Genomic DNA, 17,723 nt, shown 5'->3' on the forward strand with positions numbered 1-17,723 from the left:
AGCCATCGATGAGCCCGGCCGCCGGCGCGTTCGCCGTCGTCACCGTGACAGTGCTCACCCTCGCGATCGGTGCGTACGGACTGCGGCTTTCCCGGACCACGTCGGACTTCTACGTCGCCTCGCGCACGGTCTCGCCCACCTGGAACGCCTCGGCCATCAGCGGGGAGTACCTCTCCGCCGCGTCATTCCTCGGCGCCGCCGGCCTGATCATGGCCTACGGCGCCGACATGCTGTGGTACCCCGTCGGCTGGACCGCCGGCTATCTCGTCCTGCTCGTCCTGGTGGCGGGTCCGCTGCGCCGCTCGGGCGCGTACACCCTGCCCGACTTCGCCGAGGCGCGCCTGGAGTCCGGCGCCGCGCGGCGGGTGGCGAGTGTGCTGGTGGTCCTGATCGGCTGGCTCTACCTCATGCCGCAGTTCCGCGGCGCCGGGCTCACCCTCCAGATCGTCACCGGGGCGCCAGCGTGGGCAGGCGGACTCGTGGTGGGCGGCGTCGTCCTCGTCAACGTGCTGTCCGGCGGGATGCGGAGCATCACCTTCGTCCAGGCGTTTCAGTACTGGCTCAAGGTGACCGCGATTGCCGTACCGGTGGCGTTCCTCATCCTCGCCTGGCGCACCGACGGGGCGCCCGAGGTCACCGACCAGCGGGTGCCGACGTTCTCAGAATCCACGACCGTCCGCGTCGAGACCGATGTCACGATCGTCGTCGAAGCACCGGCCGTCGTCCGGGTCGACGGGGTGCTCGACGGCACGCGACGGGACGGTGCCCAGGTCCGACTCGCCCGGGGCGACCACGACGTGGCGGCCGGCACGGCGCTCCGATTCCCTGCCGGTACGACGATTCCCACCGCAGAGCGGCTCCGCTCCACCAACAACGCGTCGTGGATCCAGCCGTTGCGTGGTGGCCAGGAGCATCCGCTCTACGCGACGTACTCCCTCATCCTCGCGACCTTCCTGGGGACGATGGGACTTCCGCACGTGCTGGTCCGCTTCTACACCAACCCGGACGGACGCACAGCCCGGCGGACGGCGCTCGTCGTGCTCTGCCTGCTGGGTGGGTTCTATCTCTTCCCGGCGATCTACGGCGCGCTCGGTCGGATCTATGCACCCGACCTGCTCCTCACCGGACGGACGGACGCCGTGGTACTGGAACTCCCGCAACGCCTGGTTCCGGGGACAGGCGGTCAGCTTCTCGGGATGCTGGTGACGGCGGGCGCGTTCGCGGCGTTCCTGTCCACGTCGTCAGGGCTCGCGGTCTCGGTCACCGGCGTACTCTCCCAGGACCTGGTCCGGCGCCGGCTCGGCGGGATCACCGGGTTTCGGGCATCCGCCGTCGCCGCCGTCGCGACGCCCGTGGCGCTGGCCCTGGCGGCGGAACGGCTGAGCGTCGCCAGCGCGGTAGGGCTGGCCTTCGCGGTGGCGGCGTCGACGTTCTGTCCCCTGCTGGTGTTGGGCATCTGGTGGCGCCGGCTGACGCACATCGGCGCGATCGCGGGACTGGTCACCGGCGGGACGCTGGCGGGGGCAGCGGTGGTGGCCACCCTCGTCGCGGACCATGACGGTTGGACCGCCGTCCTCCTCGCCCAACCGGCCGCGTGGACGGTCCCCCTCGCGTTCGGCGTCATGATCGTCGCGTCCCTGCTCTCGCGGCACACACCGCCCGACGTCGCCCGGACGATGGTGCGCCTGCACGCGCCAGAGCAGCTCGACCTCGACCGCGGCAGCGGTCACGGCCGAGGTCGAGTTCGAGGTCGCCCAGCGTAGTCCCGCAGCCGCCCCGGCGTAGGTTCGCAGCCGCCCAGCTGCCGCGAATGACCACGCTGCCCATGCCTGTGGAACCTGGCAAGGCGTCGCCACCTACTCCAGATACCGCAGACATGCTCAGCGTGGTCATTCGCCGGCCCGCCAGGACCGCGACCGGCCGAGGACTGCCCGGGCTGGTCGACCGCTCATCGTCGTACGGCGTCCGCACGTCGCATCACCGACGCCATTCACCGCGCCGTGCGGAGCGGCTGCTTCCCGTGGACCCGGCGGGCCGCCTACCCTCGGCCGCGATCGTGTGACGGGCACATCACATCCGCAGGAGGTGGGTAACGTGTCTGAACCAACGGCGGTCAGGCAGCACGAGGCTTACGCCGAGATCGCACGAAGCGACGACTTCGCCGAACTCAGGCGACGCTATCGAGGCTTCGCGTTTCCATGGACGATCGCCTTCCTGGCTTGGTACCTGCTCTATGTCATCTGTGCCAGCTGGGCGACCGGTTTCATGAACACCAAGGTGGTCGGCAACATCAATGTCGCGCTGGTGTTCGGTCTGCTGCAGTTCGCGTCGACGTTCGTCATCGCCTGGCTCTACAGCCGGCACGCACGCCGGCAGCTCGACCCCAAGGCCGACGAGCTCGTCGCGAAGTTCCGGAAGGCGGTTGACGGATGAGCGCACTCTTCGCCACGGCGGCTCTTGCCACGACGCCCCTCGCCACCGCGCCGGGCGCCTCGGACCACCGGACCCTCACGATCGTGCTCTTCCTGCTGGTTGTCGCCATCACGTTGTATGTCACGCTGATGGCGAGCCGGCAGAACAAGACCGCGGCCGACTACTACGCCGCCGGTCGTTCGTTCTCCGGATTCCAGAACGGCATGGCGATCTCCGGTGACTACATGTCGGCGGCGTCGTTCCTCGGTATCTCCGGTGCGATCGCGCTGAGCGGATACGACGGGTTCCTTTACTCCATTGGGTTCCTGGTCGCCTGGCTGGTCGCTCTGTTGCTCGTCGCGGAGCTGCTGCGGAACTCCGGCCGGTTCACGCTCGCCGACCAGCTGGCCTACCGCATGCGGCAACGCCCGGTCCGCACGGCGGCCGCGGTCTCCACACTCGGCGTCTCGATCTTCTATCTGCTTGCCCAGATGGTCGGTGCGGGTTCGCTCGTCGCGCTGCTGCTCGGCGTGACGGGAGACCTCGCCAAGAACCTCACCATCGTTCTCGTCGGCGCGCTGATGATCTTCTACGTCACGGTCGGCGGCATGAAGGGCACGACCTGGGTGCAGATCGTCAAGGCGGTCCTGCTCATGGGCGGCACGATTCTCGTGACCGCGATCGTGCTGGCGAAGTTCGGCTTCAACCTGTCAGAGCTGCTCGGCAGCGCGGCCAGCAACAGCGGGAAGGGTCAGGCGTTCCTCGAGCCCGGCCTGAAGTACGGCGTCTCGCTGACGTCGAAGATCGACTTCCTGTCGCTCAGCCTGGCGCTCGTCCTGGGTACCGCCGGACTCCCCCACATCCTGATCCGCTTCTACACGGTGCCGACGTCGCGGGTTGCGCGTACCTCGGTGCAGTGGGCCATCGGCATCATCGGGTCGTTCTACCTGATGACGCTCGTGCTGGGCTTCGGCGCGGCGGCGCTCCTCGACACCGGACCCGACTCGCAGGTCGCGGCGACCGCCGGCAACGTCGCGGCACCACTGCTCGCCCAGGCGGCCGGTGGTGGCGCGGGGTCGACGGGCGGCGCGGTGCTGCTGGCGCTGATCGCGGCGGTGGCCTTCGCGACCATCCTGGCCGTGGTCGCCGGGCTCACGTTGACCTCGGCATCGTCGTTCGCGCACGACATCTACGCACACGTGATGAAGCGTGGACAGGCGACCGAGAAACAGGAGGTACGCACTGCACGGATCGCCGCCTTCGTCATCGGTGCGGTGGCGATCGCCTTGGCGATTCCTGCGCAGCGGCTCAATGTCGCGTTCCTCGTGGCGCTGGCGTTCGCGGTGGCGGCGTCGGCGAACCTCCCGGCGATCATCTACAACCTGTTCTGGAAGCGGTTCAACACCCAGGGCGCGGTGTGGAGCATGTACGGCGGTCTCGCCAGTGCCATCGTGCTGGTGTTCTTCTCACCGGTCGTGTCGGGCAAGGTGCTTCCGGACGGTTCCAACGGCTCGCTCTTCCCACTGGGCGTCGACTTCTCGTGGTTCCCGCTGGAGAACCCGGGCCTGCTGTCGATCCCGCTCGGCTTCTTCTTCGGCTGGCTCGGAACGGTGCTGTCGAAGGATCCGGACGCGGAGGCGCGGTACGCCGAGCTCGAGGTCCGGTCGCTGACCGGTTCCGGTGCGGAAGCTGCCGTACCCCACTGAGGGGTACGACCTGCAGGCGGACTCGTCGGAGGTATCTCGTCATCGCGGCCGAGCTACCTATGACGAGCCGGCCGATGGCCGCCGAGTCCCGCGCACCTGGCTGGATCCGGCACGCCACAGGTGAACGTCGCCCGGTGTTCGGTTACTGTGTGATGTCGGCGCTGGAGGGCGCATCCGGGTCCGCGGACAGGGCAGAGTTCCACCTCCGTTCGAATGTCTGGTGGTGTGGTCGCCCGCTGCCGCGCACGCCCGCCGCGCAAGCCCCGCCGCGGACGTACGGGCCTGGAAGCGGATCGACCCGCCCGAGCTGCCTGGAATGCGGACCACAGGCAGACAGGAGAGCTGACATGGCTCGATTCACCCAAGCGGTACCCGTCCTCACCGCGGTCGACGTCGAAGCGGATACGAAGTTCTGGGTCGAGAAGCTCGGATTCGATGGCGGCATCGTCGGTGACGGTTTCGCGATCGTGCGGCGCGACGACATCGAGATCTTCATCGCCTCGGTCCAGGATCAGGTCGTCCCCGACAACACCATGACCTGGCTCCGCGTCGACAACGTCGATGACCTGCACGCGGAATGGTCTCGACATGTGCCGGCCGACCGGGAGGTCGACGGCACGGTGATCACCGCGATATCGGAGCAGCCGTGGGGCCGGGAGTTCGTCGTCATCGACCCGGCGGGCAACTGCGTCCACCTCGCGGCGGCGGGCGGCTGATCACACCTGCGGTCGGCGTTGATCATCGGTGCCAGAATCGGACGCGCCGGACCGGTGATGTCCGTTTCGACCACCGTTGATCAACGCCGGCAGGGGTCAGGCCTGCTGACCTGGACGGACCCGGAGGGTTAGGGTCAGCGGAGCAATCCGATCCGGACCGGATGAGCGAAGGCAAGAGAGGGGAAGCGACCCGTGAGCAGCGAAGCACTGTCGAACCTTCTGCATGAGGATCGCCGGTTCCCGCCGCCGCCCGAGCTCGCCGCCCGGGCGAACGTCGGTGCGGCCACCTACGACGAGGCCCAGGCCGACCGCCTCGCCTTCTGGGAGCGGCAGGCCCGTCGCCTGCACTGGGAACGCGAATGGGACACCACCCTCGACTGGACCAACGCGCCGTTCGCGAAGTGGTTCGTCGGCGGCCGCATCAACGCCGCGTACAACTGCGTCGACCGCCATGTCGAGGCGGGCAATGGCGCCAAGGTGGCCTTCCACTGGGAGGGCGAGCCGGGCGACACCCGCACGATCACCTACGCCGACCTGCTGAGCGAGGTCTCCAAGGCCGCCAACGCCCTGGTGGAGTTGGGCGTCAAGGCCGGCGACCGGGTGGCGATCTACATGCCGATGATCCCGGAGACGGTCGTCGCGATGCTCGCCTGCGCCCGGATCGGCGCCCCGCACACGGTCGTGTTCGGCGGTTTCTCCGCGACCGCGTTGCGCGACCGGATCCAGGACTGCGACGCCCGCGTGGTCATCACCTCCGACGGCGGCTACCGCCGCGGCGCGCCGAGCGCGCTCAAGCCGCAGGTGGACCAGGCACTGGCGGAGTGCCCCGACGTCCGCAGCGTTCTCGTCGTACGCCGGACCGGCCAGGACGTCGACTGGACCGAGCCCCGCGACGTGTGGTGGCACGACGTCGTGGAGCGCCAGAGTGACCAGCACACGCCGGAGGCGTTCGACGCCGAGCACCCGCTCTACGTGATGTACACGAGCGGCACCACCGGCAAGCCGAAGGGCATCCTGCACACGACCGGCGGCTACCTCACCCAGGTCGCATGGACCCACTGGGCGGTCTTCGACGTCAAACCCGAGACCGATGTCTACTGGACCGCCGCCGACATCGGCTGGGTCACCGGCCACTCCTACATCGTCTACGGTCCACTGGCCAACGGCGTGACGAGCGTGATGTACGAAGGGACGCCTGACACCCCGCACAAGGGCCGCTGGTGGGAGCTTGTCGCGAAGTACGGCGTGACGATCCTCTACTGCGCGCCCACCGCCATTCGTACGTTCATGAAGTGGGGCGAGGACATCCCGGCCAAGTTCGACCTGTCCAGCCTGCGCCTGCTGGGCAGCGTGGGCGAGCCGATCAACCCCGAGGCCTACATCTGGTACCGCACCCACATCGGCGGCGACCGTACGCCCGTCGTCGACACCTGGTGGCAGACGGAGACCGGTGCGATCATGATCACGCCGCTGCCGGGCGTGACGAGCGGCAAGCCGGGTGCGGCGATGACCCCGCTGCCGGGCATCAGCGCGGACGTCGTCGACGACGCCGGCACGCCGGTGCCGAACGGCTCGGGTGGTTATCTCGTGCTCACCGAGCCGTGGCCGTCGATGCTGCGGACGCTGTGGGGCGACGACGAGCGGTACGTCGACACGTACTGGTCCCGCTTCCCCGGCCGTTACTTCGCCGGTGACGGTGCCAAGAAGGACGCGGACGGCGACATCTGGCTGCTCGGCCGGGTCGACGACGTGATGAACGTCTCCGGCCACCGGCTGTCGACGACCGAGATCGAGTCCGCGTTGGTGTCGCATCCCAAGGTGGCCGAGGCGGCAGTGGTCGGCGCCACCGATCCGACGACCGGCCAGGCGGTCGTGGCGTTCGTGATCCTGCGCGGCGCGGCTGCCGACGGCGGCCCGGAGATCGCGAAGGTGCTGCGCGACCACGTGGCCAGCGAGATCGGGCCGATCGCGAAGCCCCGGCAGATCCTGGTGGTCGAGGAGCTGCCCAAGACGCGGTCGGGCAAGATCATGCGGCGGCTGCTGCGCGACGTGGCCGAGAACCGTGAGCTGGGTGACGTCACCACGCTCACCGACTCCTCGGTCATGGACCTGATCCGGACCAACCTCGCCAAGCCGGGCGCAGCTTCCGACGACGAGTAGGGTGCGTCATGATCACGGCGACAGGAGTCGCACCTGATGCTGCGGATCGTTCTCCTGCTCGCGCATGTGGGGGTGGCGACCGCGTGGGTGGGTGGGATGGTCTACAGCCTCGCCGTGGTGCAACCCAAGGCCGCACGATTCTTCGGTACGGATGAGGAGGCCCACGAGGCGTTCCTCACCACGATGGCGAGCGGTAACCGGTCCAAGGTGCTCGCACTGATCGGCGCCCTCGCCCTCACCGGCGGTGCGCTCCTGCTCGTCGCGGCCGATCCCGCGCGCCCCCTCGCGCTCGGGATCCACGCGGCCAAAGGCGTACTCCTGCTCGCTGCCCTGGCCGTCTTCGTCGACGTGTCGTGGCGGCAGTGGCCGCGGCGGGTGTTCGCCCTTCCGGAGGAACGCAACGCCGTGCGGGTGAGGTTCCGGCGTTCGGCGTACGCACTGCTGGGCCTCGTCGGCACCGCCTTCGCCCTCGGCGTCGTCGCCGCCCACCTCGGCTGACACCCTGGAATGCCGGCCCGCAACCGCATGTTGACAACCCGGACATCGACCACGTCGACCCTGACCTGACCCCGATCACCAGGATGTGTTCGTGATGCGTGCACTTGTCGCCGATCCCTCCGCACCACATGGTCTCCGCCTCGCCGAGGCACCCGAACCTGTCCCCGCGCCGGGGCAGGCCCTCGTCAAGGTTGCCGCGACGTCCCTCAACTACGGCGAGCTGAGCGGCGCCATGCACCAGATCCCGGGCACGGTCCTCGGCTGGGACTGCGCCGGCACGGTGGTTCGGGCCGCGAGCGACGGATCCGGTCCGGCCGAAGGGTCCCGCGTCGTGACGTTCGGCGGGCAGGGCGCCTGGGCGGAGTTCCGTGCGGCGGACACGGCGGAGATGGCGGTCGTACCGGACGGCGTCGACCTCGGCGCGGCGAGCGCGCTTCCGGTCGCCGGGGTGACGGCACTGCGGGCACTGCGCAGGTTCGGTTTCATCGCCGGCGAACGCATCCTCGTCACCGGCGCGTCCGGTGGTGTCGGCAGGTTCGCCGTCCAGCTGGCGGCCATCGCCGGCGCCCAGGTGATCGCGAGCGTCGGCCGCCCCGAGCGCGGCACCGGGCTGGCCGAGATCGGTGCCGCGCAGGTCGTCGTCGGCCTGGGCGGCATCGACCAGCCGGTACGCGGTGTCATCGACAACGTGGGCGGCCAGCAGCTGGCCGACGCGTTCGCCCTCCTCGCCGAGAACGGCTCACTCCAGTCCATCGGCGGCACCGCCAACGAACCGACCGTCTTCGCGCCGTACGCCACGGTCGGGATCCGTCGCAGCATCGAGGCGTTCACGATGGGAGGCCATCTCGCCGGCGACCTCGGCTATCTCGTCGGCCTGCTCGCGGCCGACAAGCTGGATCCGCAGATCGGCTGGCGCGGCAGCTGGGAGCGAGCCGAGGAGGCTGCCGACGCACTCGTCGGGCGCCGGGTCGCCGGCAAGGCCGTCCTCGACATCACCTGACCGCCTCGGCCGGGCCACAAGGCGTGGCCCGGCCGGGGACACGTCACCGGGACCGATAGGCCGCCATCACCTCGACCTCGACCAGCCAGCAGCCCACGGCGAGGCCGGCCACCTCGGTCGTCGCCCGCGCCGGACGCGCCTTCGTGGCAACGAGCGGTGGTCCAGGTTCGCCGGTGCCGAACGGGACAGGAACGACCTGCCCGGTCGCCAGGTCGATGTTGGCGAAGAACTGTCGGTACGCCCGGTTCCAGCCCGCATAGTCGGCCGCCGAGGCGCCCGCCGGTCGCATGAGGTACGCCTTCATCGTGATCACGTCGTCGACCGTCAGTCCGGCCGCGGCGAGGTTCTCGGTGATGCGCGACAGGACACTGAGCGCCTGCGCCTCGGTCACAGTGACGCCCTCGGGCCAGGTGCCGCCTGGAAACAGCGACGGATCCGTACACCGCTCCGGCGATCCGGCAGGCGCCGAAGGATTCGCCTGCGCGGGGCCCAGCCCGCTGGAGGTGTAGAGCGCCACCTCCGAACCGGTGGCGACGCCGTTCGCGATCGCGGGGTTGGAGTTGTCCGGCGGCAGCATGACGCGGACCTCCTTCGGCCGCGGCATCACACCGCCGGCGGAAGCCGCTGTCGCCGTCCCGAGCACCGCCACCCCGACGCATGCAGCCGCCAGCACCCGCCGCATCCCGGCCGCCCGCCGCATCCGGGCGGCCCGGCGGACGGTTCCACCCGCCGAGAGCCAGTCGCGTTCGTCTCCTCGCCTCATGCCGCCATCACCCTCTCGTGCAGCTCGGTCACGACCTTGCGCGCGGAGTCGAAAGCGCCCGACTGCCAGGCGATGAAGTAGCTCAGCCAGTCGCCGGCGAAGTAGACGTGTCCAGCCGGCTTGTTGAGCAGGGCGTACTCCCCACTGGTGCGGGACGGCCACGACACCCACCCGCCCTCGATGTGCGGTGTGCGGTGCCAGGCCACCGAGAAGGTCGAGGCCAGCTTCGAGCGATAGACCTCACCGTGGATCTTCACTCCGGCAGCGACCGCGCGCTCGACGCGTTGCGCCGGCGTGAGCTGGCCGTACGCCGTCGCGTTGGCACCGAAGTGGTAGTAGCCGATGAGGGTCCCGCGCTTGCTGTGGAAGCCGTACGACGGGTACCAGATCTGGGCGACGTCGAGGTCCGTCGGCGTGATCCCGCCGTAGATGCGGTCGCGCTCCTCCCACCACCGGCTGGTGTACTCCAGACCCATCTTGCCGACCGGGCTCGCGACGGGATATGTCAAGGCCGCCTTGACATCGGCGCCCAGGTTGTGCGGGATCTTCGCCAAGACCATCGGCTGGAGTGTCGCCACGCAGTAGTCCGCCCGCTCGACGCGTTCCCGCCCGCCCGCATCGGTGTAGGTCACCTCGACACCCTCGGCGAGGTCGGTGATGCGCTTCACCTCGCAGCGGTAGGAGATCCGCTCGCTGCCGACCGCCTCGGCCAGTGCGTACGCGATCCGGTCCATGCCGCCCACTGGCTGCAGCATCATCATCGCCTGGTCGTAGCCGAACTCGAACGAGAACCTCCTGCCGTACAGGCTCGCGAACACGTCCGTCATCGACGGCGGAGGACCGAGAACGGCGCCCGCCTCGTCACCCGCGCCCGGCTCGACGGTGTAGCCGCGCCGGCTTGTCCCTGTGTAGGCGAAGTTCTGGTCCTTGCCGCCGATCGCACCGAAGTCCCGCAGGAAGGCAAGCACCCGCTCCTTGTCCTGCGAACTCAGCTCGGCGTCGAGCGCACCGCGGTCGGTGGCCTTGGCGAGAAGCTCCGAGACGTAGCCGTACACGTCCGCCTTCGCGGTCCGCCAGCGGGTCGACTTCCCACTGAGCGCGCCCGCGTTGTCGTGGTGGATGTACGCATCCGCGTTCTGGTTGACGAACGGCTCCAGGGCGACTCCGAGTTCGCGGCAGTAGTCCAGCGTCACCATCGACTGCGCGATCCTCGCCGGGCCGGCGTTCATGTACTCGCCTTTGGAGAAGCTGGCCCGCTGCACCTGCCCGTCGAGATCGCGCAACTCGGTGCCACCACGCACCGTCCAGTTGCGACCACCCGGGCGACCCTTGGCTTCCAGGACCCGACAGGCGTAGCCAGCCTTGCCGAGTTCGTACGCCGTCGTGAGACCGGCGATGCCGGCCCCAAGGACCAGGACCTTCGGTGCGCCTCGGCCGCTGACCTTGAGGTCTGCCGCACGCGGAGGTGCGAAGTCCTGAACCGCCGCCTGTGCCGGCGTGGGCGCCAGACCGAGCGCGCCCATCGTTTCGTACAGAACGCCTGCTCCCCCAGCCACACCGACGGCCTTCAGGAAGTCGCGTCGCGTCCCGCCTGTTTTCATCCACCCCTCCAACGATTGACGACGGCATCAACCGTGGAGGGCGGGTGTTGCGCACAAATATCACAACCGTTCCGCGACGGTTGTGAAATGCTCACGGCCTCTCGGCCGTGTACGACGCGGCGTGGAGCGGCGCGCCGCTGGGGCACCGCTCGCACAAGCGATGCGCGTCAGTCGTCGAGAGCGAACGGCAACCGGCGGCGGGCGCGGTCCCGGACATCCTCCGGAAGTGCCTCCGCCACCAGCAGCTTCGCCAGCAACTCCGACTCGAGGGTCAACGCCCTGAAGACCAGGCCGATGGTGACGTCGTGCGAGGGTCGTTCGACCACGGCCACCTCGTCACCCGGTCCGACACGACCCGGCGAGACCACCCGGAGATAGGCACCAGGAATCGCGCGCTGGGTGAAGGTCTTGATCCACCCGCGCTCCCCCAGCCAGCCGACGAACGTCGCGCACGGGATCCGCGGGACCGCCACCTCCAGCACGACTTCGGAGCCCACCTGCCACCGCTCGCCGATCCGGGCGCCGGTGACGTCCAGCCCGGTGGTGGTGAGGTTCTCGCCGAACGAACCGTTGGAGAGCGGCCGCCCCAGCTCCGCCGCCCAGGCGTCAAGGTCCTCCCGGGCGTAGGCATAGACCGCCTGGTCGTCGCCGCCGTGATTCTTCCGGTCGGCGATGAAGTCACCGACGAGCCCGCTGCCGAGCCCGCCGCCCTTCGGCCCCGGCGCGCGCACCTCGACCGGCTGGTCGCTGGGCCGCTTGTCGATGCCGGTGACGCCGACGTCCTTGTGTGGGTTGGGACGCGACTTCCCGACATTGACCGACAGCAGGTACGCCATGTCCACCTCGACAGGTCTCGGGCCAACCGACGCCTGGCCGTTGGCAACAAACAACGGGCCGGAGGCACCTGGTTCGGACGGATCGTCCTGGCAGGTACCCCCGGCCGCACACCGTTCTCGTGCGGGTCGGCGAACCGGAGCCCACACGAGGGCAACGCTCAGTTGCCCGAGACTATGCCCGACACCCGCGCTCGGGCGGGGTCAGGAACCCTTCTTGACCGGCTGCTGGTCACCACCCAGTCCGGCGCCGGCGGCACCGAGCAGGGCCGACGGGTCCGTGCCGGACAGCGTGGCGAGCATCTGGCGCACGTTGGACAGCTGCGCGTTGATGCTGTCGCGCCGCTGGGTGAGCGCCTTGAGCTCGCGGTCGGACTCGCTGCGGATCCGGTCGGCCCGGGTCTTTGCCTCGGACACGATCTCGTGCGCCTTGCGCTGGGCGTCGTCGACGGCGCGCTCGGCCTTCTGCATCGCCTCGGCGTGCGTACGCTCGGCTTCGGCGTGGGTCTGCTCGGAGCGTTCGAGCACCGCGGCCAGGTGCTGCTCGGCGGCTGCTGTGCGCTCGACGAGGTCCTGCTCGGCACGCTCCCGGCGCTGCGCCAGGGTCTTCTCCAGGTCGGCGGCGGCCTGGGCGGCCTTCGCCCGCTGCTGCTCGAAGACGGCCTCGCCCTCCTCGCGGCGCGCCACCGCGTCGTGCTCGGCGGCGTCGACGATCTCGCCCGCCCGGTCCCTGGCCTCGCCGACGATCTCCTCGGCCTCGCCGGTGGCTTCCTTGCGCTTCTCGCCCGCGTAACGCTCTGCTTCCTTGCGGATCTCGATGGCGGCCTGCTGGGCTTCCTGGCGTACCTCGTCGGCCTGGGCGGCCGCAACCGAACGCAGGTCGGCTGCCTCCTCCTCGGCCAGTGCGAGGATGCGGCCGATCCGCTCGCCGAACTCGGCGAACGACGGCTCCGACCCCTTCGAGTCGTCGCTTCGGCTGGACGCCTTGGCTTCCAGTTCCTCCACCCGCCTGGCCAGCTCAACCGACTGACGGCGGGAGGCGTCCACAGCCTCGTTGAGATGCCTGATGCGGTGGTCGACCTGGGATGGCTCATAGCCCCGACGCACCAATCGGAAGGCGCCGGTGGTTGTGTCACTCATGTGCTCTCGTCCTCTATGGTGCGGCGGCGACAATGGGACACAGCTACTCGCGGACGAATGACATCGAAGCCGTCACACGATCGTGTGCGGCACCGGCCTTCGCGTCACCAGGTGGGTTGGTCAGCACTCTCGCGAATGACCGTGAGTGCAACACCACCAACTCCTATGGTTGCGAGCATCTGACACGCCTGCTCGCGGGTTGCCCGACGTGGGCCGCGGCGGCGTGCGTGCGATCTTAGCCACCCAAGCCATGGACCCACCAGGGGGCGGATGCATCCCATGGAGCGGGTTACGAGCACGCTGCGAACGGGCTTCACGACCGTGATGGAGGGGGTTCGTCCGTACGACGGTGGAGGAATTCACCTGGACGTCATCAGTGGAAACAGCCGCGGTGCGCGATCGCCGGCAGCCGGCCGACACACCTACTTTGCCGGTTTCGGTCGATATGGCCCAGTCTGTGAAGATCTCTGACGAGTCACTCCCGCTCGGCGCACCGGGGGCGACGTGTGCCAGCATCGGGAACCGTGTCACGCAAGGCAGGAAGGTCGAGCTCCCCCGCGAGGGAGCGCCGGATCGGCACGCGCAACGCGCGGTTCCAGCAGTGGCAGGCGCTGCTGGACAACCGTACGAAGCGGCACCAGGCCGGCGAGTTCCTCGTCCACGGCGTACGACCGATCACCTTGGCCGTCGACCACGGCTGGCCGCTCCGGGCACTCCTCCGCCCCACCGACACTCCCCTGTCGGCGTGGGCGACGGACCTGATCGCGCGGGCGACGGGCGGGCAGCACGCCGCCCAGGTCGTCGACGTCGCCCCTCCGCTCCTGGCCGAGCTCGGCGACAAGGCCGACGGCGCGCCCGAACTGATCGCGGTCGCCGAGATGCCACTGGACCGGTTGGACCGCATCGTCGTACCACCGGACGGTCTCGTGCTGCTGTTCGACCGGCCGGCCAACCCGGGCAACATCGGGACCCTCGTCCGCTCGGCCGACGCGTTCGGTGCGTGCGGGGTGATCGTCACCGGACACGCGGCCGACGTGTACGACCCGCGGGCGGTGCGGGCGAGCACCGGCTCACTGTTCGCCCTGCCGGTGGTACGCCAGGGCTCGCCTCGCGACGTGCTGGCCTGGGTCGCCGAACTCCGTTCGACGAGAGGTGTCGACCTCCAGGTGGTGGGGACGGACGAGTCGGGTGAGGTCGACGTCGATGCGGCCGACCTCACCGGGGCTCGCCTGCTGGTCGTCGGCAACGAACTGCGCGGGATGAGTGCGGCGTGGCGGGAGTCCTGCGATGTGGTCGCGCGCATCCCCATCGCCGGCGCGGCGAGTTCCCTCAACGCCTCGGTCGCGGCAGGGATCCTGTGCTACGAGGCACGGCGCCAGCGCCGGTCAGCGGCGCGGGCGTGACGGCGTTCTCTCGAGCGATCGGTTCCCACGAGCGATCGGTCGTCGAACGAGCAGTCCTGCCGCGCGAGCAGTCTTCCCGAGCGATCGATCCCCCCGAGCGAACGGTCCCCTCGGGCGAGAACCGGGTGTTCCGCTTCGATATCCGACGCGGAATGTGCATCAGTAACCTGGACCTGGTGCGCCGTGAAGCCTGGTCGGCGACGCAGTCACGACTCCCCTGACCACATCCGCTCCGCCGCCCACGAGGACATCCCCATGCCACGCCGACCCCGGCCACGCCGTCCCTTCCTGTTCGCCGCGCCCCAGCGGGAGGAGCGACCGTTCCTCCTCGACGCGCTGCGGCAGGAGACCGTCGGGGGCGCCCTCCTGCTCGCCGCCGCGGTCATCGCGCTCGTGTGGGCGAACTCGCCCTGGCACGACACCTACGAGCGGGCCCGGCACTTCTCGGTCGGCCCCCTGACGCTGGAGGGTTGGGCGGCCGACGGGCTGCTCACGATCTTCTTCTACGTCGCCGGGCTCGAGCTGAAACGCGAGCTCGTCACCGGCTCGCTGCGTCACCTCTCCCGGGCGCTGGTGCCCCTCGTCGCCGCAGTCGCCGGCATGGTCGTACCCGCCCTGCTGTACGTCGGTCTGGTCCTCGGCATGGGTGATGTCGAGGCGACAGTCGGCTGGGCGGTACCCATGGCGACCGACATCGCGTTCGCCCTTGCCGTCCTCGCGGTCGCGGGCTCTGCGCTGCCGCCCGCTCTGCGGGCGTTCCTGTTGACGCTTGCGGTGGTGGACGACCTGGGCGCGATCACCGTCATCGCGGTGTTCTTCACCGAGTCGCTCGACCTCGCCGCGCTGGCGCTGGCGGTGGTGCTGTTGGGCGGCTACGCCGTTCTCCAACATCGCCGGGTGCGGACCCCGCTCGTCTACGTACCGCTCGCCCTCGCCGTGTGGTGGTTGACCTACCAGAGCGGGATCCACGCGACCGTTGCGGGCGTCGCGATGGGGCTCCTGACCCGGGTGCGACCCGACCCGGAGGAGAAGTCCTCACCAGCCGAACGCCTCGAACACCGGCTCCGGCCGCTGTCGGCTGGTGTGGCCGTTCCGGTGTTCGCGCTGGCGGCAGCCGGGGTGCCGGTGACGGCGAGTGCGCTCGGTGCGATGAGCACCGACGCGGCCGCACTGGGTGTCATCGTCGGCCTGGTGGTCGGGAAGTGCGTCGGTGTCTTCGGCGGAGCCTGGCTCACGGCCCGACTCACCCATGCCGACCTCAGCCCGGACCTGACCTGGCGCGACATCGTCGCGGTCGGGATCCTCTCCGGCATCGGGTTCACCGTCTGCCTGCTGATCAGCGATCTGGCGTTCGGGGACGAGCCGGCTCGACTGGCGCGGATCAAGGCCGCGGTCCTGCTCGCCTCGTTGATCGCTGCCCTCGCGGCGGCGGCCTTGTTGCGATTCCGGCAACGGACGTCTCAGGCCGCCGACACCTCCAGTTCCTCCGGAGACGCACCGGCCGGATGACCAACCTGACCGCCCGGTGGGTGCATGGCCAGGACGCGGTGGGTACGAACGGGGATGAGGCGTCAGCCTGCCGGTTTCTGGGTGACCGCCCCGTCTCCCGCTCGTACGAGACGCGGCAGGTCGTACGAGACACGGCACGGCAGGTCGTACGAGACACGGCACGGCAGGTCGTACGAGACACGGCACGGCAGGTTGGACGAGACGCGGCGGGGACGATGCCGGAAGGAGTGATCATGTCGGGGCAGGACGAGACGCCAGCTGAGCGTGGCAACCCGACTGGGCAGGCGAGCCGCGCCGCCATCCCCGAGCAGCCGTCCGTGCCCGAGCAGCCGTCCGCGCCCGCTCGACCGTCCGTGCCCGGCCAGCCCGCCGTGGGCGAACAGCCCACCGTGGGCGAACAGGCAGGCGCTCCCATCGACCAGGCCCCCGCATATGACCAGGCCCCCGCATATGACCAGGCGTCCGTACCGGATCAGGCGATCGGGTCCGACCAGGCCTCCGCGCGCGACCGAGAACGCCAGGAGACCCAGCCATTGGGCGCCGTTCCGGAGCATGATGGAGCGATGGCGGATGACGACGCGCGGAGCCTCGGTCAGCTCGTCGCGAGTGCGAGCCGTGACCTCTCGGCTCTCGTACGCGGTGAGATCGCGCTGGCGAAGGCCGAACTCAGCGAAAGCGCACGGGCCGCCACCAAGGGAGCCGGGCTCTTCGGCGCTGCCGGGTTCCTTGCGTACGTCGCTTTCCTCATGCTCTCGATCGCGGCCGGCTACGGTCTCGTCGCCGCCGGTTTCCATCCCGCGGTGGCCTTCGTGATCGTCGGGGTCGTCTACCTGCTGGTGGCGGGAATCATCGCCTTCGTCGGTCTCCGCAGCGTACGTAAGGCAAAAGGACCTGAGCGCACCCTCCACTCGATCGAAGAAGCGAAAGGCATGGTCGGCCGCGGCAACACAGGCGGAGATCGGTCGGAGTGAGTCCCGTCACGGGCCAGTCTGAGAACAGCCGCGCGGTGCTGTCCGCTATGGGACAGTGGGTCTCATGACCGCCAAGTCTGGCGGGATCGTCGACATCGACGGCCCGTGGAGCCATCGATGGGTCGCAGCGAACGGCGCCCGGTTCCATGTGGCCGACGCCGGCGACGGTCCTCTCGTTCTGTTCCTGCACGGGTTTCCGGAGTTCTGGTGGGCCTGGCGGCATCAGCTGCCTGTACTGTCGGAGCTCGGCTTCCGCGCTGTCGCCATGGATCTTCGGGGGTACGGCGGGAGCGACAAGACGCCGCGTGGCTACGACCCGGTGACGCTGGCGGGCGACGTCGCCGGGTTGGTGCGTTCACTGGGCCATTCCGATGCCGTGCTCGTCGGACACGGCTGGGGCGGGTACGTCGCGTGGGCGACGGCCGCGCTGCACCCTCGCCAGGTGAGTCGCCTGGCCGTTGCCTCGGCGCCGCATCCGCTGCGGCTGCGTACCGCTGCGTTCCGTGGCGGGCGACAGTTGCGTGCCGCGGGGCACGTGGTGTCGTTCCAGTCGCCGATCATTCCCGAACGCCGGCTGGTCGCGGATGACGCCGCCCTGGTCGAGACCCTGCTGCGCCGGTGGGCCGCGCCCGGGTCGGTGTTTCCCGATGCGGAGACCGCCCGGCGCTACCGCCAGGCCATGCAGCTGTGGCCGGCTCCGCACTGTGCACTGGAGTACTACCGGTGGCTCGTCCGGGCCGCGTTCCGTACCGACGGGCGGCGCTTCGTCGCCCGGATGCGCCAGCCGGTACGCCAGCGGGTGCTGCAGCTACACGGAATGCTGGACCCGTCGGTGCTCCCCGCGACCGCCGAAGGTTCCGCGGAGTACGTCGCCGGGCCCTACCGCTGGCGGCTCCTCGACGGCGTCGGACACTTCCCCCACGAGGAAGCGCCGGACGCCTTCACCAAGGAACTGGTCGCCTGGCTGGACGACGTCTGAGCATCGCCGACTGGCGCAGGGCGCCCCTCATG

15 protein-coding genes are annotated in these 17,723 nt (G+C 69.7%); 11 read left to right on the forward strand and 4 right to left on the reverse strand.

What is annotated here, in order from left to right:
• Positions 1-8: 8 nt before the first annotated feature.
• The 7 genes from ABNF93_RS01760 to ABNF93_RS01790 all read left to right on the forward strand — a co-directional run bounded on the left by ABNF93_RS01760 (position 9) and on the right by ABNF93_RS01790 (position 8,492).
• Positions 9-1,763, forward strand: coding sequence for a sodium/solute symporter (locus ABNF93_RS01760; RefSeq protein ID WP_349325702.1), 1,755 nt, complete (start codon positions 9-11; stop codon positions 1,761-1,763).
• A gap of 331 nt (positions 1,764-2,094) precedes the next feature.
• Entirely contained in the window at positions 2,095-2,433 is a 339-nt protein-coding gene (locus ABNF93_RS01765; RefSeq protein WP_349325703.1) for a DUF485 domain-containing protein, read from the forward strand.
• A complete protein-coding gene (locus ABNF93_RS01770) occupies positions 2,430-4,118 on the forward strand; it encodes a monocarboxylic acid transporter (RefSeq protein WP_349325704.1) in 1,689 nt (562 codons plus the stop codon). Before ABNF93_RS01765 ends, ABNF93_RS01770 begins: the two co-directional genes overlap by 4 nt.
• A gap of 347 nt (positions 4,119-4,465) precedes the next feature.
• Positions 4,466-4,834: a bleomycin resistance protein gene (locus ABNF93_RS01775; protein WP_349325705.1), complete on the forward strand. Its 369-nt coding sequence runs from the start codon at positions 4,466-4,468 to the stop codon at positions 4,832-4,834.
• A gap of 192 nt (positions 4,835-5,026) precedes the next feature.
• Positions 5,027-6,994 carry an acetate--CoA ligase gene (acs, locus tag ABNF93_RS01780; protein WP_349325706.1) on the forward strand — a complete coding sequence of 656 codons (1,968 nt, stop codon included), beginning with the start codon at positions 5,027-5,029 and terminating at the stop codon, positions 6,992-6,994.
• Positions 6,995-7,030: 36 nt separating this feature from the next.
• Positions 7,031-7,492: a hypothetical protein gene (locus ABNF93_RS01785; protein WP_349325707.1), complete on the forward strand. Its 462-nt coding sequence runs from the start codon at positions 7,031-7,033 to the stop codon at positions 7,490-7,492.
• A 94-nt stretch (positions 7,493-7,586) separates the two neighbouring features.
• A complete protein-coding gene (locus ABNF93_RS01790; RefSeq protein ID WP_349325708.1) occupies positions 7,587-8,492 on the forward strand; it encodes a zinc-binding dehydrogenase in 906 nt (301 codons plus the stop codon).
• Between the two features lie 43 nt (positions 8,493-8,535).
• On the opposite strand, the gene ABNF93_RS01795 is transcribed toward ABNF93_RS01790, so the two are convergent.
• The 4 genes from ABNF93_RS01795 to ABNF93_RS01810 form a co-directional block, all read right to left on the reverse strand.
• A complete protein-coding gene (locus ABNF93_RS01795; RefSeq protein ID WP_349325709.1) occupies positions 8,536-9,255 on the reverse strand; it encodes a Rid family hydrolase in 720 nt (239 codons plus the stop codon).
• A complete protein-coding gene (locus ABNF93_RS01800) occupies positions 9,252-10,856 on the reverse strand; it encodes a flavin monoamine oxidase family protein (protein WP_349325710.1) in 1,605 nt (534 codons plus the stop codon). The genes ABNF93_RS01795 and ABNF93_RS01800 overlap by 4 nt, the downstream gene beginning before the upstream one ends.
• Positions 10,857-11,023: 167 nt before the next feature.
• Positions 11,024-11,692, reverse strand: a complete 669-nt coding sequence (locus ABNF93_RS01805; protein ID WP_349325711.1) for an MOSC domain-containing protein — start codon at positions 11,690-11,692, stop codon at positions 11,024-11,026.
• 201 nt (positions 11,693-11,893) lie between these two features.
• Entirely contained in the window at positions 11,894-12,829 is a 936-nt protein-coding gene (locus ABNF93_RS01810; protein ID WP_349325712.1) for a coiled-coil domain-containing protein, read from the reverse strand.
• 524 nt (positions 12,830-13,353) lie between these two features.
• Between ABNF93_RS01810 and ABNF93_RS01815 the strand changes: the two genes are divergently transcribed.
• From ABNF93_RS01815 to ABNF93_RS01830, 4 genes are all read left to right on the forward strand, one after another.
• Positions 13,354-14,232 (forward strand): TrmH family RNA methyltransferase, encoded by an 879-nt coding sequence (locus ABNF93_RS01815; protein WP_349325713.1) that lies wholly within the window; start codon positions 13,354-13,356, stop codon positions 14,230-14,232.
• Between the two features lie 255 nt (positions 14,233-14,487).
• The gene (gene nhaA, locus ABNF93_RS01820) at positions 14,488-15,741 is read left to right on the forward strand and encodes a Na+/H+ antiporter NhaA (protein ID WP_349325714.1); all 1,254 of its coding nucleotides are present in this window, start codon (positions 14,488-14,490) and stop codon (positions 15,739-15,741) included.
• Positions 15,738-16,712, forward strand: coding sequence for a phage holin family protein (locus tag ABNF93_RS01825; protein ID WP_349325715.1), 975 nt, complete (start codon positions 15,738-15,740; stop codon positions 16,710-16,712). Before nhaA ends, ABNF93_RS01825 begins: the two co-directional genes overlap by 4 nt.
• Positions 16,713-16,776: 64 nt before the next feature.
• Entirely contained in the window at positions 16,777-17,691 is a 915-nt protein-coding gene (locus tag ABNF93_RS01830) for an alpha/beta fold hydrolase (protein ID WP_349325716.1), read from the forward strand.
• The last annotated feature ends 32 nt before the right edge of the window (positions 17,692-17,723 follow it).

Source organism: Actinopolymorpha sp. B9G3 (assembly GCF_040120725.1).
Classification (GTDB): Bacteria; Actinomycetota; Actinomycetes; order Propionibacteriales; family Actinopolymorphaceae; genus Thermasporomyces.